This window comes from Streptomyces sp. NPDC048278 (genome assembly GCF_040652195.1).
GTDB lineage: Bacteria > Actinomycetota > Actinomycetes > Streptomycetales > Streptomycetaceae > Streptomyces.
This window is the reverse complement of sequence record NZ_JBEZLP010000025.1, coordinates 126,774-151,133: the sequence shown is the minus strand read 5'-3', so window position 1 is coordinate 151,133 and position 24,360 is coordinate 126,774. Positions and strand designations below refer to the sequence as shown.

Sequence of the window (24,360 nt, the reverse complement as noted above, 5' to 3'; positions counted from 1 at the left end):
CACTGCCACACACCCTCGAATTACTGCCAGCGGCGAGGCACACTGGCAGCATGCTGAAGAACGTGGCGACGGTGCTCCTCGACGGTGTGCACCCCTTCGAGCTCGGGGTGGTCTGCGAGGTCTTCGGACTCGACCGCTCCGACGAGGGGCTGCCGGTGTACGACTTCGCGGTGGTCTCCGCGGAGGGGCCCGCGCTCGGCACCCATGTGCCCGGCCTCACCGTCTCCACCCCGTACGGCCTCGACCGCCTCGACGAGGCCGACCTGATCGCGGTGCCGGCCTCGGACTCCAACGTCGTCCGGGACTACCCGCCCGAGCTGCTGGACGCGCTGCGCCGGGCGGTGGACCGGGGCGCCAGGGTGCTCAGCGTCTGCTCGGGCGTCTTCGTGCTCGGCGCGGCCGGGCTGCTGGACGGGCGCAGGTGCGCGGTGCACTGGCGGCACGCGGAGCTGCTGGGCCGCCGCTATCCGCGCACCCGGGTCGAGCCGGACGTGCTGTACGTCGATGAGGACCCGGTGTTCACCTCGGCGGGCACCGCGGCCGGGATCGACGCCTGCCTGCACATCGTGCGCAAGGAGCAGGGCCCGGAGATCGCGAGGAAGATCGCCCGGCGGATGGTGGTGCCCCCGCACCGGGACGGCGGCCAGGCCCAGTACATCGAGCGACCGCTGCCGGAGGGTCCCTGCGACACGGTCGGCGGGGTGCTGGCCTGGATGACGGAACACCTCGACGAGGAGGTCACCGTCGAGCAGCTGGCCGCCCGCGCCGTGATGGCCCCGCGCACCTTCGCCCGCCGCTTCCAGCAGGAGACCGGGACCACGCCGTACCGCTGGATCCTGCGGCAACGGGTGCTGCTGGCGCAGGAGTTGCTGGAGGGGACGGACGAGACGATGGACGCCATCGCGGGCCGGACCGGCTTCGGGACGGCAGCCGCGCTGCGGCACCAGTTCGTGAAGTCGCTGGGGACGACGCCGAACGCCTACCGGCGCGCGTTCCGGGGCCCGGAGGCCGCCTGAGCGCGCGCCGGTATCAGGCGTGCTCCGCCGGTCGGCGGGTCACCAGGGCACGGGTGCGAGCAGCAGCCGGTGCGGGCGCAGGGTGATGCCCACCCGGGTGGCGTCGTTCGACCCGGCGACCTGTTCGAAGCGGTACCTGGCGCACAGGGCCGCCGTGATCAGGCTGAGCTGGGTCATGGAGAAGTGGTCGCTGGGGCACTTGCGGTTGCCGACGCTGAAGGGGCTCATGGCGTACTTGGGCACGTCCCCCGCCCGCTCCGGCAGCCAGCGGTCCGGGTCGAAGTCGAGGTGCCCGGGGTAGGAGTGCGGGTCGCGCTGGATGGCGTACGGGCTGTAGACGATGTCGGCCCCGGCCGGAATGCGATAGCCGCCCAGCTCGGTGTCGGTCTTGGCCCGCCGCGTCAATATCCATACGGCGGGCCGCAAACGCATCGCCTCGACGACGACATTGTTGGTGTGCGTGAGCCGCCGCACGTGCTCAAAACCGACCGGCTGACCGCCCGTCACGGATTGGACCTCGGTCCGTACCTTCTCGGCGTGTTCCGGGTGTTCGGCGAGGACCTGGAGCAGCCACATGATCGTGGAGGCGACTGTTTCGCTGCCCGGGGTGAGTATCGCGACGACCTGGTCGTGGATCTCCTGTTCCCCGATGGGCTCGCCATTCTCGTCCTTCGCCGCGAGCAATGCCGTCAGCAAATCGTCCGGCTTTTGACCAGATGCCCGGCGCTCGGCGACGATCTCGTCGACGAGGAGATGCAAATCGGCCAGCGCCCGGTTGAATTCGCGGTTGGCCGGCAACGGCAGCCGGTACAGCGGGCCGAGTGGTACGACCATCCGCCGGTACATACCGCGGAAGACGCTCGCGAGATCGACGCTGAGCCGCTCCGCGCGCTCGTCCATGTACTCGCCGCGCAGCAGGCAGCGGGCGGCGATGCGGACGGCGACGCGGAAGGACTCCGAGGTGCAGTCGACGGTGGAGCCGGGCTGCCAGCGTTCGGTCAGCGCATGCGCCTCCTCCTCCATGACCGGCCCGTAGGAGGGGATCGTGGAGAGGTTGAACGCGGGCTGGATGGTGCGGCGTTGGCGCCGGTGGCGGGGACCGTTGGCGGTGGCGACGCCCTCCTTGCCGAGCAGTCCCTCCAGGGACTCCCACAGCGGTCCCGCGATGATGAAGTCGGGGTTCAGGGCGAGGGCCCCGGTCAGCTCCGGGGTGGTGACGGCGTACACCTCCTTGGGGCCGAGCCGCAGGCGCACCATGTCACCGTGGGCGCGCAGCCGCGCCATGAAGGCCAGCGGGTCGCGGACCAGACGCCAGCCGTGCCCGAGTACCGGCACACCGCCGCCGGCCAGGGGCGGTTCGCGCAGTTCGGTCTGTTCGGAAGCCTCGGCGGTCGCGGGCTTCACGGACTCGACGGTCATTTCTCACCTGCCGCTTCGTTGTTGACGTACGGGGGCGTGGACCGGTCGTCCCAGCTGTCGACCATGTAACGGCCGGATTCGTGGTGGAACCAGTAGACGGAACTGAACCAGTTCCGCATGTTGCCGACACATGCCGTGACGGCGGAGCCGATTTCCTTTCCGCGCACGGTGCCGTCGTCGAGCCGCTCGGCGAACCGCAGTGCGGTGCGCTCGGCGACCAGGAATTCGCTGATGCATTCCTCGACGCGTCGCCTGAGTTCCTCGACCGCCTGCTCCAGAGTCATTCCCTCGTGGGTGACGAGACTGATTCCGAGATTGTGCACCTCGTCGCCCGCTATTTCCTTCGGCAGCGAGCAGAGGTCGTTGTACCAGGCGGCGAATTCCTGACTGAGCAGGGCCGGCCTGCGGTACGCCGGGTTTTTCCTTACGGCGTCCGGGAGTTCGGTCCCCGCGCTCGGCTCCAGCAGGTCCGTCCATATCCAGTGGGCGAAGGTGAGGCGCCGCAGGGCCAGGTATTCCTCGACCTCGGGAACGTATCCCGAGGTGCGGTTGCGGAACTCGCGGTCGTACGCCTCGATCACCTCGTGGAAGTGCCGGGCGAAGCGCTGGTTCCAGGTGCCCGGCAGGAACGTGTACAGCCGCGCGACGCTGTCGGCGAAACCCGCGACCAGGGTGTCCGGGTGGTGCAGGTGGTGCAGGGGCGCGTCGAGGGCCGTGTGCAGCCGGAACCGCAGTCGGCGCCAGTCGGCCGGCCTGCCGTGCACGACGTCACGGTCGTGCCGGTCGTCCCAGACGAAGAACCAGGCGCTGTAGTCGCATATCGCCTGGACGACCTCGTCGGACGCGCCCAGGTAGTAGCCCGCCATGAGGTCGGTGTAGCAAAGACCGTCGGCATATTCCTGCACCTTGTCCGCCGGCATCAGCCGCTTTTCCAGCAGCCAGAGGCGGGTCTTCTCCTGTAGCTGCGGCCAATACGGATGCAGTTGCCGGGGAAACTCGGCCTCGATCACCGGGAGGGCGAGTTGTGGTGGAACCGCGACCGCCGTCGGCGTCGATGTGGTGCTGTGTGGGAAAGCATGCACGAACAAACCCCTCTCAGCCGAGCCAGGTACGCACGCCCCTCCCGCTGTGCCGGGCGTGCGCCGTTGCGTATCCCCGCAGTTCCCATTCAGCACCACAAGTGACCGGTCTGGGAACGGATTTGCTTCACTCACTACCCCACAGTGCCGAGAATCTCCCCTTGTGTGACTGATTAGGGTTCGCTAGGGGTGCACAAAGGATCGAATGTACGACGTACAGACGAGCGAGTCTGACCGAACATGACGAACGCCTGGTCGGAACGGGTCCGACCAGGCGTCACAACTGTCCTGCTGGGTCTCAGTCGTTGGCGACCACGGGGTAGCGAGGCTCGTTCTCGGCCATCTGCCGCAGCGCGTCCTTGCGCTCGCGCTTGGAGAGCCGGTCGATGTACAGGTAGCCGTACAGGTGGTCGGTCTCGTGCTGCAAACACCGAGCGAAGTAGCCGGTGCCGCGCACCTTGATCGGGTTGCCCTTCTCGTCCTGCCCGGTGACCTCGGCGTAGTCGGGCCGGGCGAGCGGGGCGTAGGCGGTGGGCACCGACAGGCATCCCTCGTTGCTGTCGTCCAGCCGCCGCTTCTCGGCGGGCAGGTCGACCAGCTTCGGGTTGCACACCACGCCGACGTGCCGGGCGCCCTCGTCGTCCTGGCAGTCGTAGACGAAGACCTTCAGGTCGACACCGATCTGGTTGGCGGCGAGGCCGACGCCCTCGGCGGTCCGCTGGCTCGCGAACATGTCGGCGACGAGCTGGTCCAGCTCCGCCCCGAACTCGGTGACGTCCTTGCACTCCTTGTGCAGCACCGGGTTCCCGACGACGGTGATGGGCCGCGACGTCCCCCGCTCACGCCAGGCGTTCTCGCGCTCCTCGGTCCCCTCGGTGTCGACGACGAACCCCTCGTCGTCCACGGGGAGCACGCCCGCGTGCTGCTGATCGGTGTCCTGCTGCGCCATGACCGACGATGCCTTCCTCAAACAAACCGGGGGTGATATTGCGAATACAGGGTACGTGGCAGCCTGCGCCCAGGGACGCGCCCCAAAGGGGCGCGGGGAACTGCGCGACCAGCCACAACGAGGCGGCGGCTGAACGACGGCCTCAGCAAACCTCTTCCAAATCCCGCCAATCCCTGGAATCGGGGCTGTCCGCAACCCACCCGTCCAGCAACCCCCTCACCAGCGAGGCCGGCGCAGCAATCCCGCACTCCCGCTCCGGCACCCACAGCTGCCCGTCCGTCCGGTGCCCGAGCGGCCCCGGATGCCCCGGCTCACTGTGGTCGTGGGGATCGAGATGCACCCCGTCCCCCTCGTCCGACGGCATCCGCGACTCCGAACACATCCGGCACAGCAACCGCACGGACGACGACCAGTCCTCCGCCGCGAACCCGGCGTCCCCCGCCAGCTGCTCCAGCGCGTCCCGGTCCGCCTCCGTCGCCGCCTCCAGCAGCACCACCCAGGTCGGCACCGGCGACGGCGCCCACAGCTCGATCTCGTCGAAGACGGGGTACGCGTGCCCGGTCGCCGTGGTCCGCTCGCCGTGCGGCACCCCGTCGTGCAGGACGACCTCGCCCCAGCGCCGCCCGGACGACGGCAGCGGGATGGACTGCACCTCGATGCGGGCGGGGTCGAGCCGCCGCCCCCACACCACTTCGGCCTCCCCCTCCGGGGACAGCCGTACCGCGGCACTGCCCAGGTCCATGCCGTCCGGCTCACCGGAGACGGTGGCGCCGCCCGGCACCCGCAGCCCGTACGCCTGCCAGGCCCGCCGGGCCAGCGGCCAGTCCTGCAGCGCGGTCGCCGCGATGCCCACGTTCCACCAGTCGGGCGCCCCGGTCTCCCGGTCGAGGAGGGCCACCGCCCGCAGGCCGGCCGCCCGGGCCTGCTCCCAGTCGTGCCGGAACTTGTGCAGCAGGGCGAGGTTGAACCAGGACTCCGACAGCCAGGGTTCCAGGTCGGCGGCGCGCGTCAGCAGCTCGCCCGCGTCCTCGTACCGGCCGTCGCCGATCAGCGTGAACGCGCGGTCGGTGGCCTGCCGCCAGGAGGCGGAGGGCCGGTGCCGTCCCTTGCCGAAGATCCTCACGATTCCCGCCTGCCAGTTCCAGTTCCGCACAGTGGGCTGGCTTGTGCCCCCGGACATCACCCTCTCCCTCGCATCCAACCACGTACGACGGGAGGGCCGCTCATTACCCATGGGTTACCCAGCCGCGCGCAAGGTCAGACAGTCTCCGGAGAGCACGCGGGCCAAGGCCTCCACGACCTCCGGAGCGTAGTCCCCGGCGGTCGCCAGCCGTAACTCCTCCAGTGCCGTCAACGGCCCGCCGGGCCCGGAATCCCGGGCCTTCTCCTCGTACGCGTTGACGGCCCGCACGATCCGCGCGGCGACCGGCTGCTCCCGGTACGGGTCGGCCTGCCGTTCCACGACCACGGCGACCGCCGCGGCCACCCCGGTCTGCCGTACGACGGCCCCGCCGAGCAGGGCTATCCGCCGCTGCTCCGCCGCCGGCAGCCCCGCGGTGGCCCCGGCAGGCACCGGGTCGACGAGGCTGAGCTGGCCGATGTCGTGCATGAGCGCCGCGTACTCCAGCACGGTGAGCTCCGCCCCGGACAGCCCGAGGTCCCGCCCGACGGCCCGGCTCAGGGTGGCGACCCGGCGGGCGTGCCCGGCCGGGGTGTACCCCGCGATCTCGGTGGCGCGGGCGAGCGAGGCGATGGTCTGCCGGTAGGTGGCCCGGACGGCCGCGTACCGGCGCAGGGACAGCTGGGTCAGGAGCAGGGGCAGGCAGAACACGGGCAGCGCCCACAGCCCCACGACGGCGACGGCCAGCGCCATCACCGCGCCGGTGGCGCAGACGGCGGACCCGATGCCGAGCAGTCCGCGCAGCTCGTCCCGGAGCAGCGGTCCGAACGGCCAGCCCGTGCGCGCGTGGGCCTGCGCGGCGGCGAGCACGGCGTCGCAGAGCGCGGTGAGCACGAGGAGCGCGACGAGCAGCAGGGCGTACGCGGGTCCGCTCCAGTGCTCCAACGCGCCCCTGCTGTAGAGGGGTTGGAAGCAGACGGCGGCGAAGCCGACGGTGAGGACGCGGCGCGTGAGGTGGTCGAGGGTGGGCCGCCGCCCGTCGGCTATGTGCGGGACGTTGCCGAGCAGCGAGGCCGCGCAGACGACGGTGACGACCTGGCAGGCCCCGTCGTGGGTGACGGCCCCGGCATCGGCGCCGAGCAGGGCGTAGGCGAGCCCGCCTGCGGCCCCGAGCGGAGCGGCCTCCCGTACCTCGGCGCAGGTCCACCGGGCCCACTCGCCGATGCCGACGAGCAGGCCGAAGGCGAGGGCGATGCCGCGGTCGTCGAGGCCTGCCCAGAGGGTGCCGGCGAGGCAGCCGAGAGCGAGGAGCAGGGCGGCGAGGCGGATGCAGCCGAGCGCGGCGGGGCGGCGGGTGCGAGGGGCTGTCGCGGCCGGACCTGCGAGGCCGTCGCCGCCGCGGGCACTGCCCATGCCACTGCCACTGCCCGTGCCCGGCGGTCCCGGGGCGAAGGCCGGGGCTCCGGACGTCACGGGGCACCTCGCCCGGCGCTCTCGCGGTCACCGCCGGGCGAAGCGGTGCGGTCCTTACCGGGCGGTTCGGGCGGTTGGGCCGGGACGCCGGAGGCGGAGGAGGCGGAGGCGGAGGCTGCGGAGGCGGGAATGGTGGGCGCCGTGGGATCCGGTGGCCGGACGTCGGCGGTGACCGCCGGGTGCCAGCCGTGTCTGGCCAGCGCCCGCGCCAGGGCGTCGACGATCCCCGCGTCGAAGTGCCGTCCCGCGCACCGCCGTAGCTCCGCCACGGCGGCCTCGACCGGCCGGGCCCTGCTGTAGGAGCGCGTCGACGTCATCGCGTCGAAGGCGTCGGCGACGGCCACCACGCGGGCCGACTCCGGGATCTGGCCGCCCGCCAGTCCGTAGGGGTAGCCGCTGCCGTCGATGCGCTCGTGGTGGTGGAGGATCGCCGCGCGGGCCTCGCCGAGGAAGGAGATCCCGCGCACCATCTCGTGCCCGTACTCGGGGTGCAGTTCGATGATCCGGCGTTCCTCCGGGGTGAGCGGCCCGTTCTTGCGGAGCAGCCGGGTGGGGACGCCCAGCTTGCCCACGTCGTGGAGGATGCCGGCGAAGCGGAGCACCTCCACCCGGTCGTCGTCCATGGCCAGTTCGCGCGCGATCATCACGGAGGCCTGTCCGACCCGCTCACTGTGCCCGCGGGTGTACCCGTCCTTGATGTCGACGGCCTGGACGAGCGCGCGGATGGTGGCCTGGTGGGCGGCGCGCTCCCGGTGGTACTGGGCGAACACCCACCAGGACACGCACATCGGCAGCAGGACGAGCAGAGCCGCGACGGGACCGTAGGGGCTGCGCCAGAGCACGGCCATCATCAGCCCGGCCAGCCCGTGCACCCCGACCGGGGCGAGGGAGCGGGAGAGCAGGCCGCGCCAGGCCCGGCGGACCGGCACGCGCTCGGCGACCGCGAGGATCCCGCCGTCCAGCAGGGCGAGAACCGCGCAGAAGGCCAGCACGGCCGCGGCGCAGGGCAGCAGCGCGTACGGGAAGTCGCAGCCGACCACCGCGTCACGCCCGCCCAGCGCCCAGTGCACGCGCCCCGCGCCCCACACGGCGAGTCCCAGCTCGGCGGCCCGCCAGATCCGGCGCAGCCCTTGCGGCCGTTGCTCGGCGCGGGAGAGCAGGGCGCCCGGCAGCGGTACCAGCGCGGCGGCCGGCGGTGGCAGCAGAAAGGCACCGGCGAGCAGCACCGGGTAGAAGGTGCCGCCGAGCCGGCGCCGTACGACGTGCTCGCAGGCCGCGTACAGCGCGGCGAGGAGGGCGACGGCCCACCAGGGCGTACGCAGGCCGGGCAGCGGCAGCAGGCAGAGCAGGGCGGCGAGGGCGACGCAGGTCACGTACGCGCGCACCCGTACCGGGACCGCCTCCATCTCGCCCCTCCCCCGACCATGCCTGTCCAGGCTCCGGAGCCTAGGGCGGAAGCAGACGGGTCCGGGGGCTTATGAGCGGAGGATTAGCACGTTCGGGTGACGGAACACGGGGGCGGGAACCGCTCTGCGCCGCCGGCGGCGGACGGCGCTGACGCGGTCGGCGCCCGGTCAGCTCTCCGGCGTGACCGGTGCGGGCTGGGCGGTCCGGCCGGCCGTGACGTCGTGCTCCGGGACGGGCTGGCCGGAGCGGATCAGGTCCAGCCTCCCCAGCACCTTGGCCCGCAGGTCGGTGGGCACGTCGTCATGCCCGCAGCACCGCTTGACCAGCTTCTTCACGGCCTCCTCCAGCCCGTACTTCTCCAGGCAGGGGGAGCACTCGTCGAAGTGCTGCTTGAACTTGACGCGATCGACGTCCGGCATCTCACTGTCGAGGAACTCGTAGAGATGATCGAGTACCTCACTGCAGTCCGTCTCGTGCGGCTCTCCGCAGCTCATGAGCCCGAGCCTTTCGCTTCGTTCGACTCTCCGGCGCCGGCCGGGACGAGCCCGCGCTCACGCGCGTAGTCCTCCAGCATGCCGCGCAGTTGACGGCGGCCCCGGTGCAGCCGGGACATCACCGTACCGATGGGTGTCCCCATGATGTCCGCGATCTCCTTGTAGGCAAAGCCCTCTACGTCGGCGAGGTAGACGGCGATGCGGAATTCCTCGGGGATCGCCTGCAGCGCTTCCTTCACGTCCGAGTCCGGCAGATGGTCGAGCGCCTGCGACTCCGCGGAGCGCAAGCCCGTCGACATGTGCGACTCGGCGCGGGCGAGCTGCCAGTCCTCGATCTCCTCGGCCGCGGAGCGCTGGGGTTCGCGCTGCTTCTTGCGGTACGAGTTGATGAAGGTGTTCGTGAGAATGCGGTACAGCCAGGCCTTGAGGTTGGTGCCCTCACGGAACTGGTGGAAGGACGCGTACGCCTTGGCGTAGGTCTCCTGCACCAGGTCCTCGGCGTCGGCCGGGTTGCGCGTCATGCGCAGTGCGGCCGAGTACATCTGGTCGAGGAATTCGAGCGCGTCCCGCTCGAAGCGCGCGGTGCGCTCCGAGGTCGACTCCGCGCTGACGCCCTGGCCCTCGGGCAGCTCCGCCTGGCCGTTGTCGGTCCCTGCGTCGGTACCGGTGACCGGACCCACCTCCTCAAGATCCCGGGCAGGACCAGAACCGATCCCACTCGTCTCGGAGGATAGAACACGACCCGTGCCTGCCGCCGCTCGAATAGGAGCGGTCTTGGCCGCGTGCAGCACCGTCCAGTCCAGGTCAGCGCTGCTGCTACGGCTCGGGCAGATGGTCGAACCCATGCGGCGGACTTCCTCTCCTTCGGCGTCGGCGCTGGTGTCCCAGCACTTCTGTCCGCCTCAACAGTGGTCCGTCGCGCAACATTCCCGGGCGTCACCCGAGGGACGCGGTCCATGCGACGACCGCGTCCGTGATGATGGTCACTGCCTGTTCCGGACCGATCTCGGCCTTTTTGGCCACCGCGAACCCGTGGTCCGCGTGGGGCACCTCGACGAGTTCGTACTCGCCCGCCGGGAACTCGGCCGGTTTCCCGAACGGGTCGTTGCCGCCCTGCACGACGAGCGTCGGCACCCCGGCCCCGAGCAGCTCCCCGGCCCGCGACTTCTCCGGCTTCCCCGGCGGGTGCAGCGGAAAGCCGAGGGCGAGGACGCCGACCGCCCCCAGCTCCGTCGCCGTACGGCAGGCGACCCGGGCCCCGGCGCTGCGCCCGCCCGACACCACCGGCAGCCCCGGCGCGGCGAGCGCGGGCCACACCCCGCGCCAGCCGGCGTCGAGCGTCTTCGGCGCCGGCGCGAGCTTCTTCCCGGCGACCCGCCAGGGCTGCTCGACGAGCGCGACGGTCACGCCGTGCCCGGGCAGCACCGCGGCGACGGCCTGCAGGTCCCGCGCCTCGACGCCCCCGCCCGCCCCGTGCCCGACGGCCAGCACCAGCCGCGCCCGCTCCGCCTCGTACCAGGTGATGCGGGCGTCCCCCGCCTCCGTACCGACGATCTTCGCTGTGGTCACGCGAGCAGGCTAGACGGCAGCGCCCCGAAGGGGGCGGGGAGAGCGGGGGGGGAAGCCGGGGGGCGCGGGGGGAGCGCTCAGAAGAGCGTGCCCTCCTCGGGCCCCTCCAGCTCCTTCAGCAGCTCGGGGCTGTTGTTGCGGACGTTGCTGACCGCCGTGGAGACCGGGTAGGCCCGCATCAGGCCCTCCGGCGGCGGGGCGAGCAGCGCGCGCAGGTCCTCGACGTCGGTGCGGGCCGGGTCGAGCCAGGCGTCCCAGCGGTCCGGGGTCAGCATCAGCGGCATCCGGGGGTGGATGTCGTGCAGCGACCGCGGCCCTTCGGCGGGCGCGACGGCCAGCGGCGAGGTCTCCGCCTCCGTGGTGATCACCGAGCACGTCACCCACCAGGCCAGCGGGTGCTCGTCGGGCAGCGTCCGGTCCCGCCAGAACTCGTACAGCCCGGCCATCGCGAACACCGAGCCGTCGGCCGGGAGCACGAAGTACGGCTGCTTGCGGGGCCGCTTCTTCTTCCCTTCGACCTCCAGGTCCCGCTCCTCCGGGGCGGTGACCCATTCGTAGTAGCCGTCGGCGGGCAGGATGCAGCGGCGGGTGGCGAAGGCGCGGCGGTACGACGGCTTCTCGTGCACGGTCTCCGCGCGCGCGTTGATCATCCGGGCGCCGCCCTCGGGCGTCTTGGCCCAGGAGGGAACGAGCCCCCACTTCAGTGTGCGCAGCTGGCGAACCGGACGGCGGTCCTCGGCGTCTTTCACCGGACGGTCGAGGACGGCGTAGACCTCCTTGGTCGGAGCCACGTTGTAGTCGGGCTCCAGGGTCTCCTCGGGCTCCCACTTCTCTATTTCAAAGACTCCTGCGAGATCCTCGGGCCCACGACTGGATGCATACCGTCCGCACATACGTGCAACACTGCCAGACTCCACATGCCCGTAGGGAGTAACCACCAGACCATGGAGAGCACCGCCGCCCTCGCGCTGCCCGACCTCTGGGACCGTCTGACGGGTACCCAGTCCGATCCCGACCTGTGGGTGGTGCTCGCGACCCTGGCCGCCGCGGTCGCGGTGGTCGTCCCGCACAACCTGTGGCGGATATCCCGCAACGCCATCACGATCGCCCACGAGGGCGGCCACGGCCTGACCGCCCTGCTCACGGGCCGCCAGCTGACCGGCATCCGGCTGCACTCCGACACCAGCGGCCTCACGCTCAGCCGGGGCAAGCCGCACGGCATCGGCATGATCGTCACGGCGGCGGCCGGGTACACGGCTCCCCCGCTGCTGGGCCTCGGCGGTGCGGCCCTCCTCGGCGCCGGCCGCATCACCCTGCTGCTCTGGCTCGCCACGGTCCTGCTGGTCGTGATGCTGGTGATGATCCGCAACGCCTACGGCGTCCTGACGGTCTTCCTCACGGGCGGCACCTTCCTGCTGGTGTCCTGGCTGGCCGGACCGCAGGTGCAGGCGGCGTTCGCGTACGCGGTGGTCTGGTTCCTGCTGCTCGGCGGGGTCCGCCCGGCCTTCGAACTCCAGGCGAAGCGCTCCCGCGGCGGCGCGGGCGACTCCGACGCCGACCAGCTGTCGAGGCTGACCCATCTCCCGGCCGGCGTATGGCTGTTCCTCTTCCACACGGTGTCCCTGTGCTCACTGATCGGCGGGGGGCGCTGGCTGCTGCAGGTATGACGCGCCCCGAAGGGGCAGGCGTCGGGGGCGCGGGGCGATATCGACATGCGGCTCCGCCGCGCGGGCGCGACCTGCCCCGACGGCGCGGCACCCGCCCACCGGCCCGGCCCACCGCCACCGCACTCTCACCCCGGCCGCGCACTAAAGTGACCCCATGGCCGCAAACCCCACCGCACCAACCGCCCTCTGGCCCGCCCCGCACGCGCGCGGAGCCGTCGACGCGACGGTTCACGTGCCGGGATCCAAGTCGGTCACCAACCGCGCCCTCGTCCTCGCCGCCCTCGCCTCCGAACCCGGCTGGCTGCGCCGCCCCCTCCGCTCCCGCGACACCCTGCTGATGGCCGGTGCCCTGCGCGCGATGGGCGTCGGCATCGACGAGGGCGTGGGCCCCGACGGCTCCGGCGAGGCCTGGCGCGTGCTCCCCGCGGGGCTCCGCGGCCCCGCCACCGTCGACGTCGGCAACGCCGGCACGGTGATGCGCTTCCTCCCGCCCGTCGCGACCCTGGCCGCCGGCGACATCCGCTTCGACGGCGACCCCCGTTCGTACGAACGCCCCCTGCACGGCGTGATCGACGCCCTGCGCGTCCTCGGCGCCCGTATCGACGACGACGGCCGCGGCGCGCTCCCCCTCACCGTGCACGGCAGCGGCGCCCTGGACGGCGGCCCGGTGTCCATCGACGCCTCGTCCTCCTCCCAGTTCGTGTCGGCCCTCCTGCTCTCCGGCCCGCGCTTCAACCAGGGCGTCGAGGTCCGCCACACCGGCCGCAGCCTCCCCTCCCTCCCGCACATCCGGATGACCGTCGACATGCTGCGCGCGGTGGGCGCCCAGGTGGACACCCCCGAGTCGGGCGGCGAGCCGAACGTCTGGCGGGTCACGCCCGGCGCCCTGCTGGGCCGCGACCTGACCGTCGAGCCGGACCTCTCGAACGCCCAGCCCTTCCTCGCCGCGGCCCTGGTGACGGGCGGCAGGGTCGTGATCCCGGACTGGCCGTCCCGGACCACCCAGCCGGGTGACCGGCTGCGCGAGATCTTCACGGAGATGGGCGGTACCTGCGAACTGACCGAGTACGGCCTGGAGTTCACCGGCTCGGGCCGGATCCACGGCATCGACGTCGACCTGGGTGACGTCGGCGAGCTGACCCCCGGCATCGCGGCGGTCGCCGCCCTCGCGGACACCCCCTCCACCCTGCGCGGGGTCGCCCACCTGCGGCTGCACGAGACGGACCGGCTGGCCGCGCTCACCAAGGAGATCAACGAGCTCGGCGGCGACGTCACCGAGACCGCCGACGGCCTGCGCATCCGCCCGCGCCGGCTGCACGGCGGCGTCTTCCACACGTACGAGGACCACCGCATGGCGACGGCCGGTGCGATCATCGGCCTGGCCGTGGCCGACGTGCAGATCGAGAACGTGGCGACGACGGCGAAGACCCTGCCGGACTTCCCCGACCTGTGGACCGGGATGCTCGGGAGCGACGGGGCGTAGGGGCGTAGACATGCGCCGCTACGGCAAGCACACCGACGAGGACGACATCCGCGCCCGCCCCAACCGCAAGGGCAACCGGCCGCGGACCAACATCCGCCCCAAGCACGAGGACGCGGCCGAGGGCATGGTCCTCACCGTCGACCGGGGCCGGCTGACCTGTCTGGTCGAGGACCGGACGATCCTCGCGATGAAGGCCCGCGAGCTGGGCCGCAAGGCCGCGGTGGTGGGCGACCGGGTGGCCCTGGTCGGCGACCTGTCCGGCAAGAAGGACACCCTGGCCCGGATCGTGCGCATCGAGGACCGTTCCTCCGTGCTGCGGCGGACCGCCGACGACGACGACCCGTTCGAGCGGGTGGTCGTCGCCAACGCCGACCAGCTGGCGATCGTCACCGCCCTGGCCGACCCCGAGCCCCGCCCCCGCCTCATCGACCGCTGCCTGGTGGCGGCCTACGACGGCGGGCTCACCCCCCTGCTGGTCATGACCAAGTCGGACCTGGCCCCGCCGGACAAGCTGCTTGAGCTCTACGGCGACCTGGATATCCCGTACGTGGTCACGAGCCGCGAGGAGCTGGCGGCGGGGGAGGCCGCCCGCCGGGTCCAGGACCTTCTCGACGGCAAGATCACGGCGTTCGTCGGCCACTCGGGCGTCGGCAAGACGACCCTGGTGAACGCGCTCGTCCCCGAGGACCGCCGTCGGACGACGGGTCATGTCAACGCGGTGACCGGCCGGGGCCGCCACACCACGACCTCCGCGCTGGCCCTCCCGCTGGCCGACGACGGCGGCTGGGTCGTGGACACCCCGGGCGTCCGCTCCTTCGGCCTGGCCCACATCGACCCGTCCCGCGTGATCCACGCCTTCCCCGACCTGGAGCCGGGCACCGTGAACTGCCCGCGCGCGTGCAGCCACGACGAGCCGGACTGCGCGCTGGACGAGTGGGTCGCGGAGGGTCACGCGGACCCGGCCCGCCTCTACTCGCTGCGGCGGCTGCTGGCCACCCGGGACCGCAAGGAAGGCGACTGACCACCGGGGTGTTTGTCTTGACCGGAGTTCGGTAAGTGCATAATCGCACCGAGCTGGACATACGGGAGGACAGCACATGGCGTGGCTGCTGGTGATCGTGGCCGGGATCCTGGAGACCGGCTTCGCCGTGTGTCTCAAGCTCTCCCACGGCTTCACCCGACTATGGCCGACGATAGCCTTCGCCTCCTTCGCCCTGGGCAGCTTCGGCCTGCTGACCCTGTCCCTGAAGAAACTCGACGTGGGCCCGGCCTACGCGGTCTGGACCGGCATCGGCGCGGCGGGCACGGCGATCTACGGCATGGTCTTCCTCGGCGACCTGGTCTCCACCCTGAAGATCATCTCCATCGGCCTGGTCATCGCAGGAGTAATCGGCCTCCAACTCTCGGGCTCGGCCCACTGAAACGCGCCCTGACCGACGTCCGCCTCTGGGGCTGGGCTCACTGAAACGCGCCCCAAAGGGGCGCGGGGAACTGCGCGGCCAGCCCCCACGCACCCGCGGGTACTCACGACCCGCACCACCCCTCGTCACTTTCACACCGGTTGCCGATAAAGCGCCCCGCGCACCAACTCCGCCACCGCCCCCGCCCCCTCTGGCGGCGCCGCGACACAAGACAACGCCAGCCGCACCACCAGCTCGCACGACCGGACCAGCTCGCCGTTCCCCTTCCCGGCCCCCGCCCCGGACAGCACCGCCACCGCCCGGTCCCGCACGATCTGCACGAAGTCCCCGGGAGAAGGCAACGGCCCGTCCGCCCTCCGCTGCGCCGGCACCGCCGAGGACGACGGCACCGCGGACAGCGTCGGCGACGGCAACCGCTCGCTCCAGCACCCCGTGAGCATCGCCCGTACCAGCACGTTGTCCCGAGCCGCCACCGCCATCCACTCGGCCGTCGCCGCAAGGCGCTCCCGTACCTCTGCATGGCTCGCCAACGCCCGTTCCACGCCCGCGAGATACCCGTCGGCCTCCCTGCGCACCAGCGCCCTCGCCAGGCCCTCCTTGCTGCCGAACTCGTTGTACAGCGTCTGCCGGGACACCCCGGCAGCCGCCGCCACGTCGACCATCCGCACGGCCGCCCACGGCCGGCGCGCAAGCGCCGCGTACGCGGCGTCCAGAAGGGATTCCCGGGCTGCAGGCATCATCGCCTCCCTGGGGCGAGCGACTCTGCGCCCAGATTTGACGCGCACGAATCGACTGTCAAGGGTTCGCGAAGGCACCGGGGGGCGCCCTTCGGCCAACACGCGCGGGCGCGCCGCAGGCCTGCCGGGGGTCAACGGAGGTCACCGCCCGATCACTTGCCGGCATCACCCGGCCTCCCCTGGTAGCCCCGCGCCCGCCCCGGCAGATACCGTTCGTCACATGCCGGACTACCTTGATGACCTGCGTCTCGCCCACGTACTCGCGGACGCGGCCGACGCCCTGACCATGGAACGCTTCAAGGCACTCGACCTCAAGGTCGAGACCAAGCCGGACATGACCCCCGTGAGCGAGGCGGACAAGGCCGCCGAGGAGCTGATCCGCGGCCAGCTGCAGCGCGCCCGGCCACGGGACGCGATCCTCGGCGAGGAGTACGGCATCGAGGGCACAGGGCCGCGCCGCTGGGTGGTCGACCCGATCGACGGCACCAAGAACTACGTCCGCGGCGTCCCGGTCTGGGCGACCCTGATCTCCCTGACGGAGGCGGCCGAGGGCGGCTACCAGCCGGTCGTCGGCCTGGTCTCCGCGCCCGCGCTCGGCCGCCGCTGGTGGGCCGCGAAGGGGCACGGCGCCTTCACCGGCCGCAGCCTGTCCTCGGCGACCCGCATGCACGTCTCCAACGTCTCGAAGCTGGCCGACGCCTCCTTCGCGTACTCCTCGCTCAGCGGGTGGGAGGAGCGCGGGCAGCTGAACGGCTTCCTGGACCTGACCCGCGAGGTGTGGCGCACGCGCGCGTACGGCGACTTCTGGCCGTACATGATGGTCGCCGAGGGATCCGTCGACATCTGCGCCGAGCCGGAGCTGTCCCTGTGGGACATGGCGGCCAACGCGATCGTGGTGACGGAGGCCGGCGGCACCTTCACCGGCCTCGACGGCCGTCCGGGCCCGCACAGCGGCAACGCGGCGGCGTCCAACGGCCACCTCCACGACGAGCTGCTGTCGTACCTCACCCAGCGTTACTGAAACGGTCTTCTGAGGCACAACAAGCCCAAACGGGCGCATCGCTCCCCTCACATATGAGCGCGTGCGCCCTCAATTGGCTGCGCGCACCCCCTTGTTGACCCGCGCTTTACCTGCCACCCTGAGAGAACCCTCACTTGTGCATTTGTGAATCGCTGAACTAGCCCAGCGATTTCTCTAGGAGGTGGCACCTTCCATGCTCGTCCGTGACGCCATGAGCACGGTGGTCCTCACCGTCGGCCCCGCCCACACCCTCCGCCAGGCAGCCGCCCTGATGTCCGCGCGCCGCGTGGGCGCGGCGATCGTCCACGACCCGGACGCAGGCGGCATCGGGATCCTCACCGAACGCGACATCCTCAACTCCGTGGGCCTCGGCCAGAACCCCGACACGGAGCCCATCCACGCCCACACCACCAACGACGTCGTGTTCGCCACCCCGACCTGGACGCTGGAGGAGGCGGCCCGGGCGATGGCCCACGGCGGCTTCCGCCACCTGATCGTCCTGGACGGCGGCGAACCCGCCGGCATCGTCTCGGTCCGCGACATCATCCGCTGCTGGGCCCCGGCCCGCACACCACAACCCGTCTGACGACCCCCGGCCCGCCCGCCCATCCACACTGGACTTAGTCCAAGTCGAGCAAGGTTCCAAAGTCACACCTGTTCGGAAAAAGGAGCCCCTGCTGTTAGGCTGAATGCCATGAGTGACCTTCTGGAACGGCTGCGTGGACGCGGATGGCGGATGACCGCGCAGCGACGCGTCGTGGCCGAGGTACTCGACGGCGAGCACGTCCATCTGACGGCCGACGAGGTGCACGCCAGGGCCGTCGTCAAGCTGCCGGAGATCTCCCGGGCGACCGTCTACAACACGCTGGGTGAGCTGGTCTCGCTCGGCGAGGTCATCGAGGTCTCGACGGACAAGCGCGCCAAGCGCTACGACCCGAACGCGCACCAGCCGCACCACCACCTGGTCTGCGCCCGCTGCGGCTCGATCCGCGACGTCCACCCGACCGGCAACCCGATGGCCGACCTCCCCGCCTCGGAGCGGTTCGGCTTCACGGTCTCCGACGTCGAGGTGACGTACCGCGGCCTGTGCCCGGACTGCGCGGCGGCCGTCTGACGCCGACGAACGGACGTTCCCGAAGGCCCCGGCGCTCACGATGAGCACCGGGGCCTTCGTCATGCGGGGATGTCGCGCGCCGCCTTGACGGGCGTCGGGCCGCAAAAAACCGAGGGCCGGAACCCGTTTCCGGATTCCGGCCCTCGGCCTTCAGTAGCGGGGACAGGATTTGAACCTGCGACCTCTGGGTTATGAGCCCAGCGAGCTACCGAGCTGCTCCACCCCGCGTCGGTGAATGCAACATTACGTGAGGGACGCGTGCGGAGGCAAATCCATACCGGTCTACCATCCTGACCTGCGAGAACGCCCTGCGGGAACGCCGGCCTACGCCGACAGCTCCTCCCGCAGGGCGTCCCGGAGCCGCCCCGCCCGCTCGCTCACTTCCGCAGGTCCCAGCGCCACCGCCCGGTCGGCCCACTGCTGCCCCACCGCCAGCTCGCCACGACGCGCGTAGACCAGGGCCAGCCGCAACGCCGCCCGCCCGTGCCCCGCGTCGGCGGCCCGCTCCCACCACACGGCCGCCTCCGGCTCGCTGCCCTCCCGGGCCAGCAGCAGCCCGAGGTTGAACGCGCCGTTGCGCGACCCGGCCTCGGCCGCCGTCCGGTACCAGCGCGCCGCCTCCACCACGTCCCCGCGGGCGGCGGCCAGCATCCCGACCCGCACCTGGGCCCGCCGGTGCCCCTGCGTGGCGGCCCGCTCGTACCACTCCTCGCACTCGGTCTTCACGTTCAGGGACGACTCCCCGAGCTCGTGCTCGGAGACCGCGGGACGGCGTGCGTCGAGGACCGCGGCGAGCCGGTAGGCGGCCTCGGCGCTGCCGCCGCCCGCCGCGCACCGCAGATGGCGCTCGGCCGTCGCCTCGTCGCCCTCGCGGAGCCGGGCGATGCCGACCTGGAGGGCGGCCTCCGTGTGCCCGGCGGCAGCAGCCCGCTCGTAGCAGCGCAGGGCCACCCGGTCCTCGCCGCGCCCGGCGTAGAGGATCCCGAGGTTGAACGCGGCGTCCACGCTGCCCGCCTCGGCGGCCTTGGAGAACCACGGCTCGGCACCGCTCGTGTCGCCGACCTGGAGCAGCAGGACGGCGAGCGCGTTCGCGGCCTCGCGGTGCCCGGCGTACGCGGCCCGCCGGTACCACTGCTCGGCCTGCGCGGTCCGTCCCTGTTCGGCGCAGAGCAGGGCGAGGTTGTACGCCCCGTTGTCGTCGCCGGCGTCCATCGCAGCCCGGTACCAGCGCTCGGCGGTCTGCGTCTCGCCACGCTCCGCGTGCAGCGCGCCGAGCGCGTTCGCCGCGTTGCCGTCGCCGTCCTGTGCGGCGCGCAGCCACCACACGGCGGCGCTCTCGGTGTCCCCGGCGTCGCGCAGCAGGAAGCCGAGGGCGCAGGCGGCCCGGGCCTCGCCGTCCTTGGCCGAGGTCAGGTACCAGCGCCCGGCCTCCCTGAGCTCGCCGCGCCTCTCCAGGATCGCGCCGAGATGCAGCGCGGCCCGCCGGTGGCCGCGGGCGGCGGCCTGCCGGTACCACTGCTCGGCCTCGTCGGCCTCCGCGGTCCCGCCGCCCGCTGTCCCGGCGGCCCCGGTGATCCCGGCAATCCCGGCGGTCTCCGTGTCGACACCGTTGTCGGCCCCGGTCTCGCCCTCGTTCACGGCCGTTCTGCGGTCGAGCGCGCGCGCCAGCCGGTACGCCGCCTCCCGGTGCCCGCGCTCGGCGGCGGCCCGCATCCACTGTCCGGCGCCCGCGTCCCCCCGGTGCTCCAGCAGGTCGGCCAGGGCGTACGCACCCAGTGCGTGGCCCTGTTCGGCGGACTGGCGCAGCCAGTACTCGGCGGCGGGTTCGTCGCCGCGTTCGCGGTGGTGGCGGCCCAGTGCGTGGGCGGCGGCGGCCGATCCGGCGACGGCAGCGATCCGCCACCAGCCGGCGGCGTCATCGGGGTAGCCGCGCTGGTGCAGCAGCACACCGAGGTTGTTGGCGGCGGCCCGGTCACCGGCGGCCGTGGCCGCGCGCAGCCGGGGCTCGGCTCCGTCGAGGTCGCCACGGCGCAGCAGCATGGCGCCGAGCACACTCATCGACTCGACGTCACCGGCCTCGGCCTGGAGCCGGTGACGTGCCTCCTCAGCGGCCTCGGCGGCCTCGTCGCGGGTAGGCTCCTCGCCCGAAGGCTGCACAAATCGCCCTGTCTCGAACAGAGTTGCCTTGTCCCCCATAACGTTCATCGTCGCACCACCTGCAACCTGGGTACACCACGTATACCGCAGACCGTGAGGTCACTTCAGCGTTTTGTCGACATGCCCACAGAACGACAAGTCAAACACATCTCCGCCAACTCCCCACAGCGGCACGGCGACCCGGCCATCGGTACATGCGTTCGCCGCCCGTCCGGACACCGGGAGCCGTTCGGCCGGACATCGCGGAGGCGCGGCCGTCCGCCCACGCGCACGCACGAAGGCCCGGATCCCAAGAGGATCCGGGCCTTCGACTTCAGTAGCGGGGACAGGATTTGAACCTGCGACCTCTGGGTTATGAGCCCAGCGAGCTACCGAGCTGCTCCACCCCGCGCCGTTGTGATGCAACCGTATCACGGCGCGGGCCGGGCTTGATCACGCGCCGGGGGTCATCCGCTCGGACTGGCGCTCCCGCTGGGACTCGGACTGCTCCCGGCGCCCGCACTCGCGCTTGCGCTCGGGCTGGGGCTGCTGCTCGCCGTCGTACCGCCGCCGGCCTTGTCGGCCTTCGACTGCGCCTCCTCGGCCCGCTTCAGCGCGTCCTGCAGCTCGTTCTGCGCCTTGCCGTACGCCGTCCAGTCGCCCTTCTTCAGGGCCTCCTGGCCCGCCTCGAAGGCCTTCTGGGCGTCGTCCAGCGCCGCCTGGACCGTGGGGTTGCCGGACGACGTCGGCGGCGAGGTCGTCCCGGTGTCCGAGGAGCCCGTATCGGAACCGTCCGTGCCGAACACCTTGTTGAGCGCCTCGTCGAGGGTGTTCTCGAAGACGGTCTTGCCCTCGTAGGTGACCAACACCTTGCGCAGCAGTGGGTACTTGACCCCGGCACCGCGGACGTAGACCGGCTCCGCGTACAGCAGGCCGCCGTCCAGTGGCACGGTCAGCAGATTGCCGTACTCGACCTCGGAGTCGCCGCCCTTGAGGAGCTTGATGGCGGCGGCGATCTCCTGTTCGGAGTTGAACTTGCTCTGGACCTGTTTGGGTCCGTCGACGGTCGTGCTGGTCGGCAGTTTCAGGATTCTGATCTTGCCGTAGTCCTTCGAACCGGCTTCGGAGTCGACCGACATGAACGCGCTGAGGTTGTCCCGGCCGTTGGGCGTGAACGTCGTCGACAGCGAGAACGTCTGGGCGCTCTGGTCCGGCATCTTCATGCTCAGGTAGTACGGCGGCACCGCGTCGCCCGACTTGTTGGTCGGGTCGTCGGGCACCTGCCACACCTCGCTGCCGGTCAGGAACGTCTGGGCGTCCGTCACGTGGTAGCGGGTGAGCAGTTCGCGCTGCACCTTGAACAGGTCCTGCGGGTACCGGAGATGGTCCATCAGGTCCTGCGAGATGGCGCTCTTGGGCTGCACCGTGCCCGGGAAGGCCTTCATCCAGGTCTTCAGCACCGGGTCCTCGGTGTCCCACTGGTAGAGCTTGACCTCGCCGGTGTACGCGTCGACGGTCGCCTTGACCGAGTTGCGGATGTAGTTGACCTGGTTCTGCTGGGCCACCACCGCGCGCGAGTTGTTGGTCGCGGTGAGCGAGTCGGCGGTGGTGTCGCCGAGGGTCGTACGGGAGGCGTAGGGATACCCGTTCGACGTCGTGTAGGCGTCGACGATCCACTGGATACGGTGGTCCACGATCGCCGGGTACGCGTCGCCGTCGATGGTCAGCCAGGGGGCGACCGCCTCGACCCGCTCCTTGGGCGTGCGGTTGTACAGGATCCGCGAGCCCTCGCCGATCGCGCCCGAGTACAGGATCTGCGGCTCGTTGAACGCCACCGCGTACGCGGCGCGGTTGATCGGGCTGGAGAGGCTGACCCCGCTCTTGCCCGCGTAGCTGGTGAGCTTCTCACCGTCGTCGTCGGAGTAGTCGATCTCCTTCTGGGGACCGCCGACGATCGAGTACGTGTTCGTCTTCTCGCCGTAGTAGACGCGCTGCTGGTACGTGCCCAGGTCGCCCGTGGACGGCAGGTCGGACTCGGTGAAGACCGGCTGGCCCTGGTCGTCGGCCTCGGTGCCCTTGGCGGCGACCACGCCGTAGCCGTGGGTGTACCGGAAGTGGTCGTTGATCCAGTTGTTCTTCGGGATGCCGGCCAGGTTCAGCTCGCGCAGCCCGATGACGGTGTCCTGGACCTTGCCGTCCTTGGAGTAGCGGTCCACGTCCAGGTTGGTCGGGAACGCGTAGTAGTTCCGCATCTGCTGGAGCTGCTGGAACGTGGGCGAGACGATGTTCGGGTCCATGATCCGGATGCTCGCCGTGGCGTCGACGTCGTCCCGGAGCTTGGTCTTGTCCGTGGTCGTGCTCGTGCCCTTGTACTCGGTGACCTTGGTGTCGTCGATGCCGTACGCCTCGCGGGTCGCCTTGAGGTTCTTCTGGACGTACGGGGCTTCCTTGGCCTGCTCGTTGGGCTGGACCTGGAACTTCTGGACGATCGCCGGGTAGAGGCCGCCGATGAGGATCGCGGACAGGACCATCAGGCCGAAGCCGATCACGGGCAGCTGCCAGGTGCGCCGCCACAGGGTGGCGAAGAACAGCAGCGCGCAGATGACGGCGATGCAGAACAGGATCGTCTTGGCGGGCAGATAGGCGTTCGCGTCGACGTATCTCAGGCCGGTCCAGTTGCCGGTGGCCTTGAAGTCGCTGGACTTCACCGCCAGTCCGTAGCGGTCGAGCCAGTAGGCGACCGCCTTGAGGGCGACGAAGAGACCGAGCAGCACCGACAGGTGGCCCGTCGCGGCACCGGTGGCACGCGCACCGGGGCTGGTGACGCGCAGCCCGCCGTACAGGTAGTGGGTGAGCGCGGCGGCGATCAGGGAGAGGATCGCGGTGGCGAAGCCGAAGCCCAGCAGGAAGCGGTACCAGGGCAGGTCGAAGGCGTAGAAGGAGACGTCGAGGTGGAACTGCGGGTCCTTCTGGTGGAAGGGCACGCCGTTGACCCACATCAGCCAGGTGCGCCACTGGCCGGCCGCGGACGCGCCGGCGATCAGCCCGACCAGCGCGGTGACCGCGAGCAGCAGCCACTTCTTGTACGGCGCGATGCCCATCCGGTAGCGGTCGAGGCTCTGCTGCTCCATGGACATGGCGCTCAGCGGGGGGCGCAGCCGGTGCGCCAGCCAGACGTTGAAGCCCACCGCAGCCGCCATCAGCAGACCGAAGACGGAGAACAGCCCGATCTTGGTCCACAGGGTTTTGGTGAACACCGAGGAGTAGTGCACCGACCGGTACCAGAGCCAGTCGGTCCAGAAGCCCGCGAACATGGTGAACGCCATGCCGAGCGCGGCAAGGACGCCCAGTGTCAGGAGCAGGGTCCGGACCCGCCGGGACGGACGTCCGGTCGCTCTGATCCGTGGCCCCGTCGGGCCTCCGCCGCGGTCCGGCATCTGGAAAGCCAAGGTGCGCACCTCGAAGTTCGCTGTTTGATCCGCTGTTGATCCGTTGTTGTTGCGTCAGGCCCTCTTGTTCACGGGCCGGACGTGGCCCCCTGTGATCGCGGGGCCACACCTATGCAACTTACTCACGGCTTACTCGGTTCCCGATTCCGGCCATGAACGAGGCAGGATTGTGACCATGTCCAACACTCCCATGGCAGCGAACCCGCTCACCCGAGCCGTACTCGAGATCGACGAGTACACCTCCGGCCTCGGCTGGGACCAGCCCGCTCGCCTCTTCGCCCTCGTCGACACCGCACGGCTGCGCGCCCAGGAACCGGCTCTCGCCGCCCAGCTCGGTCTGGAGGACGAGTCCGCGACCACCGGCCTCACCCCGATCGAGCAGGACGAAGTGCCAACGGACAAGGCGCTGGACGAGTTCCTGGGCACCATCGCCTGGCCGGACCCGGTGGTCGGCTGCGCCCTCACGGTGGAGCGGCTGATGCTGCCGCCGTCCGCCGAGTCCCAGGTCCCCGAGGGGCTGAGCGAGGCGAAGCTGGCCACGTGGGTGGCGAGCCACCCCGAGCGCCAGGAGGTCCGGATGACCGTCGCGGTGCTGCGCGACGGCAGCCGCGACTCGGCGGTCCGGCTGCGCGAGAAGGACTCGCCGACGGAGGTGCTCACCGGCCCCGACCTGGTCCCGGGCCTGGCGGACGCGCTGAGGGCGACCTTCGAGGACTGAGGACTGAGGCAGTCGCCGAACGGCCGCGGACGGCTCCCGGCGGCTGCGGATGTCTGCGGACGGCGCCGGGGGCGCCCCTCGTCAGGAG

At 71.3% G+C, this 24,360-nt stretch carries 22 protein-coding genes and 2 tRNA genes; 9 read left to right on the top strand and 15 right to left on the bottom strand.

All coding sequences use genetic code 11. The features are described from left to right. Positions 1–50: 50 nt before the first annotated feature. On the top strand, positions 51–1,016 hold the full coding sequence (locus tag AB0D74_RS34610) for a helix-turn-helix domain-containing protein (protein WP_362595741.1): 966 nt from the start codon (positions 51–53) through the stop codon (positions 1,014–1,016). Between the two features lie 39 nt (positions 1,017–1,055). On the opposite strand, the gene AB0D74_RS34605 is transcribed toward AB0D74_RS34610, so the two are convergent. The 10 genes from AB0D74_RS34605 to AB0D74_RS34560 form a co-directional block, all read right to left on the bottom strand. Then, positions 1,056–2,435 (bottom strand): cytochrome P450, encoded by a 1,380-nt coding sequence (locus AB0D74_RS34605; RefSeq protein ID WP_362595739.1) that lies wholly within the window; start codon positions 2,433–2,435, stop codon positions 1,056–1,058. After that, on the bottom strand, positions 2,432–3,517 hold the full coding sequence (gene cyc1, locus AB0D74_RS34600; protein WP_362595737.1) for an epi-isozizaene synthase: 1,086 nt from the start codon (positions 3,515–3,517) through the stop codon (positions 2,432–2,434). Before cyc1 ends, AB0D74_RS34605 begins: the two co-directional genes overlap by 4 nt. Before the next feature lie 295 nt (positions 3,518–3,812). Next, the gene (def, locus tag AB0D74_RS34595) at positions 3,813–4,463 is read right to left on the bottom strand and encodes a peptide deformylase (protein WP_351710987.1); all 651 of its coding nucleotides are present in this window, start codon (positions 4,461–4,463) and stop codon (positions 3,813–3,815) included. A gap of 142 nt (positions 4,464–4,605) precedes the next feature. Then, the gene (locus AB0D74_RS34590) at positions 4,606–5,586 is read right to left on the bottom strand and encodes a hypothetical protein (protein WP_362595777.1); all 981 of its coding nucleotides are present in this window, start codon (positions 5,584–5,586) and stop codon (positions 4,606–4,608) included. Positions 5,587–5,700: 114 nt separating this feature from the next. Beyond that, positions 5,701–7,056, bottom strand: coding sequence for an HD domain-containing protein (locus AB0D74_RS34585; protein WP_362595734.1), 1,356 nt, complete (start codon positions 7,054–7,056; stop codon positions 5,701–5,703). Continuing rightward, positions 7,053–8,462 carry an HD domain-containing phosphohydrolase gene (locus tag AB0D74_RS34580; protein WP_362595732.1) on the bottom strand — a complete coding sequence of 470 codons (1,410 nt, stop codon included), beginning with the start codon at positions 8,460–8,462 and terminating at the stop codon, positions 7,053–7,055. Before AB0D74_RS34580 ends, AB0D74_RS34585 begins: the two co-directional genes overlap by 4 nt. Before the next feature lie 168 nt (positions 8,463–8,630). Continuing rightward, a complete protein-coding gene (rsrA, locus tag AB0D74_RS34575; protein WP_362595730.1) occupies positions 8,631–8,957 on the bottom strand; it encodes a mycothiol system anti-sigma-R factor in 327 nt (108 codons plus the stop codon). Continuing rightward, the gene (gene sigR, locus AB0D74_RS34570) at positions 8,954–9,637 is read right to left on the bottom strand and encodes an RNA polymerase sigma factor SigR (protein ID WP_189267612.1); all 684 of its coding nucleotides are present in this window, start codon (positions 9,635–9,637) and stop codon (positions 8,954–8,956) included. Before sigR ends, rsrA begins: the two co-directional genes overlap by 4 nt. 256 nt (positions 9,638–9,893) lie before the next feature. Then, positions 9,894–10,526, bottom strand: coding sequence for an alpha/beta family hydrolase (locus AB0D74_RS34565; protein WP_362595728.1), 633 nt, complete (start codon positions 10,524–10,526; stop codon positions 9,894–9,896). A gap of 77 nt (positions 10,527–10,603) precedes the next feature. Beyond that, on the bottom strand, positions 10,604–11,419 hold the full coding sequence (locus tag AB0D74_RS34560) for an SOS response-associated peptidase (RefSeq protein WP_362595726.1): 816 nt from the start codon (positions 11,417–11,419) through the stop codon (positions 10,604–10,606). Positions 11,420–11,470: 51 nt separating this feature from the next. Between AB0D74_RS34560 and AB0D74_RS34555 the strand changes: the two genes are divergently transcribed. From AB0D74_RS34555 to AB0D74_RS34540, 4 genes are all read left to right on the top strand, one after another. Continuing rightward, a complete protein-coding gene (locus AB0D74_RS34555) occupies positions 11,471–12,193 on the top strand; it encodes a M50 family metallopeptidase (RefSeq protein WP_362595724.1) in 723 nt (240 codons plus the stop codon). Positions 12,194–12,347: 154 nt separating this feature from the next. Beyond that, positions 12,348–13,676 carry a 3-phosphoshikimate 1-carboxyvinyltransferase gene (aroA, locus tag AB0D74_RS34550; RefSeq protein ID WP_362595722.1) on the top strand — a complete coding sequence of 443 codons (1,329 nt, stop codon included), beginning with the start codon at positions 12,348–12,350 and terminating at the stop codon, positions 13,674–13,676. A gap of 10 nt (positions 13,677–13,686) precedes the next feature. After that, entirely contained in the window at positions 13,687–14,697 is a 1,011-nt protein-coding gene (gene rsgA / locus AB0D74_RS34545) for a ribosome small subunit-dependent GTPase A (protein WP_362595720.1), read from the top strand. A 76-nt stretch (positions 14,698–14,773) separates the two neighbouring features. After that, a complete protein-coding gene (locus tag AB0D74_RS34540; RefSeq protein ID WP_362595718.1) occupies positions 14,774–15,097 on the top strand; it encodes a multidrug efflux SMR transporter in 324 nt (107 codons plus the stop codon). Positions 15,098–15,228: 131 nt separating this feature from the next. Here the strand turns inward: AB0D74_RS34540 and AB0D74_RS34535 are convergent, their stop codons facing one another. After that, the gene (locus tag AB0D74_RS34535) at positions 15,229–15,837 is read right to left on the bottom strand and encodes a TetR/AcrR family transcriptional regulator (RefSeq protein ID WP_362595716.1); all 609 of its coding nucleotides are present in this window, start codon (positions 15,835–15,837) and stop codon (positions 15,229–15,231) included. A gap of 217 nt (positions 15,838–16,054) precedes the next feature. On the opposite strand from AB0D74_RS34535, the gene hisN reads away from it, so the two are divergent. The 3 genes from hisN (at position 16,055) to AB0D74_RS34520 (ending at position 17,969) form a co-directional block, all read left to right on the top strand. Next, positions 16,055–16,855 (top strand): histidinol-phosphatase, encoded by an 801-nt coding sequence (gene hisN, locus AB0D74_RS34530; protein WP_362595714.1) that lies wholly within the window; start codon positions 16,055–16,057, stop codon positions 16,853–16,855. 193 nt (positions 16,856–17,048) lie between these two features. Next, the gene (locus tag AB0D74_RS34525; RefSeq protein ID WP_361289898.1) at positions 17,049–17,441 is read left to right on the top strand and encodes a CBS domain-containing protein; all 393 of its coding nucleotides are present in this window, start codon (positions 17,049–17,051) and stop codon (positions 17,439–17,441) included. A gap of 108 nt (positions 17,442–17,549) precedes the next feature. Next, positions 17,550–17,969 (top strand): Fur family transcriptional regulator, encoded by a 420-nt coding sequence (locus AB0D74_RS34520; RefSeq protein WP_362595711.1) that lies wholly within the window; start codon positions 17,550–17,552, stop codon positions 17,967–17,969. A gap of 154 nt (positions 17,970–18,123) precedes the next feature. Here the strand turns inward: AB0D74_RS34520 and AB0D74_RS34515 are convergent. From AB0D74_RS34515 to AB0D74_RS34500, 4 genes are all read right to left on the bottom strand, one after another. Continuing rightward, positions 18,124–18,197: transfer RNA gene (locus tag AB0D74_RS34515), tRNA-Met, on the bottom strand. 96 nt (positions 18,198–18,293) lie between these two features. Beyond that, the gene (locus AB0D74_RS34510; protein WP_362595709.1) at positions 18,294–20,174 is read right to left on the bottom strand and encodes a sel1 repeat family protein; all 1,881 of its coding nucleotides are present in this window, start codon (positions 20,172–20,174) and stop codon (positions 18,294–18,296) included. Positions 20,175–20,443: 269 nt separating this feature from the next. After that, a tRNA-Met gene (locus tag AB0D74_RS34505) sits at positions 20,444–20,517 on the bottom strand. 55 nt (positions 20,518–20,572) lie between these two features. Continuing rightward, a complete protein-coding gene (locus AB0D74_RS34500; RefSeq protein WP_362595707.1) occupies positions 20,573–23,563 on the bottom strand; it encodes a UPF0182 family protein in 2,991 nt (996 codons plus the stop codon). A 166-nt stretch (positions 23,564–23,729) separates the two neighbouring features. On the opposite strand from AB0D74_RS34500, the gene AB0D74_RS34495 reads away from it, so the two are divergent. After that, a complete protein-coding gene (locus AB0D74_RS34495; RefSeq protein WP_362595705.1) occupies positions 23,730–24,272 on the top strand; it encodes a PPA1309 family protein in 543 nt (180 codons plus the stop codon). Positions 24,273–24,360: the final 88 nt, after the last annotated feature.

Coding starts and splice junctions, on each gene's coding strand:
- AB0D74_RS34535 (WP_362595716.1), bottom strand. CDS start 15,837: ATGATGCCTGCAGCCCGGGAATCCCTTCTGGACGCCGCGTACGCGGCG.
- AB0D74_RS34495 (WP_362595705.1), top strand. CDS start 23,730: ATGTCCAACACTCCCATGGCAGCGAACCCGCTCACCCGAGCCGTACTC.
- AB0D74_RS34605 (WP_362595739.1), bottom strand. CDS start 2,435: ATGACCGTCGAGTCCGTGAAGCCCGCGACCGCCGAGGCTTCCGAACAG.
- AB0D74_RS34610 (WP_362595741.1), top strand. CDS start 51: ATGCTGAAGAACGTGGCGACGGTGCTCCTCGACGGTGTGCACCCCTTC.
- AB0D74_RS34560 (WP_362595726.1), bottom strand. CDS start 11,419: ATGTGCGGACGGTATGCATCCAGTCGTGGGCCCGAGGATCTCGCAGGA.
- AB0D74_RS34555 (WP_362595724.1), top strand. CDS start 11,471: ATGGAGAGCACCGCCGCCCTCGCGCTGCCCGACCTCTGGGACCGTCTG.
- AB0D74_RS34540 (WP_362595718.1), top strand. CDS start 14,774: ATGGCGTGGCTGCTGGTGATCGTGGCCGGGATCCTGGAGACCGGCTTC.
- AB0D74_RS34510 (WP_362595709.1), bottom strand. CDS start 20,174: ATGAACGTTATGGGGGACAAGGCAACTCTGTTCGAGACAGGGCGATTT.
- rsgA (WP_362595720.1), top strand. CDS start 13,687: ATGCGCCGCTACGGCAAGCACACCGACGAGGACGACATCCGCGCCCGC.
- hisN (WP_362595714.1), top strand. CDS start 16,055: ATGCCGGACTACCTTGATGACCTGCGTCTCGCCCACGTACTCGCGGAC.
- rsrA (WP_362595730.1), bottom strand. CDS start 8,957: ATGAGCTGCGGAGAGCCGCACGAGACGGACTGCAGTGAGGTACTCGAT.
- AB0D74_RS34520 (WP_362595711.1), top strand. CDS start 17,550: ATGAGTGACCTTCTGGAACGGCTGCGTGGACGCGGATGGCGGATGACC.
- def (WP_351710987.1), bottom strand. CDS start 4,463: ATGGCGCAGCAGGACACCGATCAGCAGCACGCGGGCGTGCTCCCCGTG.
- aroA (WP_362595722.1), top strand. CDS start 12,348: ATGGCCGCAAACCCCACCGCACCAACCGCCCTCTGGCCCGCCCCGCAC.
- AB0D74_RS34525 (WP_361289898.1), top strand. CDS start 17,049: ATGCTCGTCCGTGACGCCATGAGCACGGTGGTCCTCACCGTCGGCCCC.
- AB0D74_RS34580 (WP_362595732.1), bottom strand. CDS start 8,462: ATGGAGGCGGTCCCGGTACGGGTGCGCGCGTACGTGACCTGCGTCGCC.